This window comes from Arsenophonus endosymbiont of Bemisia tabaci Q2 (genome assembly GCF_902713415.1).
Taxonomy (GTDB): Bacteria; Pseudomonadota; Gammaproteobacteria; order Enterobacterales; family Enterobacteriaceae; genus Arsenophonus.
In genome coordinates this window covers 1-1,958 of record NZ_CACTIE010000089.1, presented here as the reverse complement: position 1 = coordinate 1,958, position 1,958 = coordinate 1, and the positions used below count along the sequence as shown (strand labels likewise).

The window sequence follows — 1,958 nt, the reverse complement described above, 5'->3', positions numbered from 1 at the left end:
CCCCTATAGCAAGGTGATTAACTAAAATTGTTAATTATTATAAATAGTGTTCACATCACGGAAAACTCTCCAAAAAATAAATAATAAAGAGTTCTAAATTAGAACCCCAACAATAAATCGATTTTTAGTTTTTTCTTGGTTACCTCTCAATCACGGGAAATTATCATGATTCAACCCAACAAACACAGAACAACATTTCGAAGACTAGAACCTGGTATTTCCGTTTCCTGAAACGAAGAAGTTGTCAAAATAATAAGATTACGAGAACGTAAACTAACAGATAAAGGCTTACTTTACTATTTTGATATTGACGGTGGTAACGGAATTCTGATAGGTGAAAGTGGCAAGCGGATATTTGTTACTAACTAAACGAAATTATCGAATAGTATAAAGATAACCACCCGATAATATCAATCAATTCAGTTCTACGATAACGCTATCACATTAGTTGCAGAAGGTCCTTTATGGCCGCTTTCGACTGAAAAATTCACTTCCTGCCCTTCATGGAGGGTTTTATAGTCATTACCCTGAATGGCAGAATAATGAACAAACACATCCTGACTACCATTTTTGGGTGAAATAAACCCAAAACCTTTATCCGCGTTAAACCACTTAACAATACCTGTATTAATGCTTGACATATAAGTTCCTTAATTTTGTTAATTAATCAAAAATCTCAAAGATTAACATGATTTTACTAATGGTATTTAATCAGAAGGAACTCATTAATGAAGAGGTATTGTGATATCGCTAGATTTTGAATTACTTAAAATTTTCACTAATAAAAAGAGATTGTTAATCCCGAAAATAGAGTTAATTAACTCATACTTTATCGTTTTAATCAATAGTTTTTTATTCTACAAGACGTTTTGCGTTAGCCAAATACAAGACTAAGACCATGAATAATATCGAGATTGCATAAATCAATACAGAAAATGGATCTTTATGTTCTACGATCATTAATCGAATGATAGCAGTAATACCGATATATACAAAACATTGTAAAGGAAAATGATAAAAAGAATTAAAATATTTAATTATTAATGCGATAAATTCAAAATAAAGAAAATAATTAACGATCCCTTCAAGCAAAAGATAAGTCTGGGTTGTATTGACTGACCTGAATAATAGTAAAGCTAAAGTAAACGTTTCTTTCATCAAAAAAATAATGAAAATAACAGCTAACAATAATAAACTGAAACTAATTATCCATTACAATATGCGTGATATTAATATTGACTGAGATAATGCACATATTTGCAATTTTGTTATATTTATTGGTTTCATTAACTATAAAATCCCCTTGAAAATAAATAAGGTTACCCCCATTTAGCATTATAACTGAACAAGGTAATATACGAATCAATAAGCGCAAAAAGGAGGACAATATCGCTTATCGTTCTTTTTTTTATTCCTATGCTAAGTGATAACCTGTTATCCGACAGATTTACCTAAATGGATAAGCTATTTAGCTGAATAATTGGCGAGAAGGCGTTGTCAGATATTCCGGCCGATAATTTATACCAAAAAGAAAAAGAAAATCTAGAACTCACAGTAACGATTCCTGGTTATAAACAACACGAGTTATAGCTAAGCAACTTAATTTTGATTACAGCATATTGAGTGCCAACAAAATATCTGTGTCGCATCCGAGCGCTTTTTTTCATTTAACTTGTGCCCATTTATGTTCAATTGGATTAAGATCTGGCGAATAGGTAGACAAATATTCCACCATATGCCCCGCATCGATGATGACTTGTTGAATACTCTGTTTCTTGTGAAAAGTTGCATTATCCATCATGATTACACTGTTTTTAGGAAGTACTGGGATAAGGATTTGGGTGACCCATGCATAGAAAACATCGCTGTTAATATTGATATCAAATAATCCGATAGCAGCAAACAGCGTTGTGCCCAATAAAGCGCCGATAACATTTGTTCTTCCTTTAGTTCCCCAG

Annotated in this window: 3 protein-coding genes; all 3 read right to left on the bottom strand. The window is 32.0% G+C overall.

Features of this window, described 5'->3' with window-relative positions:
* Positions 1-425 precede the first annotated feature (425 nt).
* The 3 genes from cspE to ARSQ2_RS05030 all read right to left on the bottom strand — a co-directional run bounded on the left by cspE (position 426) and on the right by ARSQ2_RS05030 (position 1,918).
* Positions 426-641: a transcription antiterminator/RNA stability regulator CspE gene (cspE, locus tag ARSQ2_RS05040; protein WP_181994580.1), complete on the bottom strand. Its 216-nt coding sequence runs from the start codon at positions 639-641 to the stop codon at positions 426-428.
* A 211-nt stretch (positions 642-852) separates the two neighbouring features.
* Entirely contained in the window at positions 853-1,209 is a 357-nt protein-coding gene (locus ARSQ2_RS05035) for a phosphate-starvation-inducible protein PsiE (protein ID WP_238334321.1), read from the bottom strand.
* A 454-nt stretch (positions 1,210-1,663) separates the two neighbouring features.
* A complete protein-coding gene (locus ARSQ2_RS05030) occupies positions 1,664-1,918 on the bottom strand; it encodes a transposase (protein ID WP_238334320.1) in 255 nt (84 codons plus the stop codon).
* Positions 1,919-1,958: the final 40 nt, after the last annotated feature.

Excerpts from the sequence above, each read along its gene's own strand:
- cspE (WP_181994580.1), bottom strand. The coding sequence starts at position 641 with ATGTCAAGCATTAATACAGGTATTGTTAAGTGGTTTAACGCGGATAAA.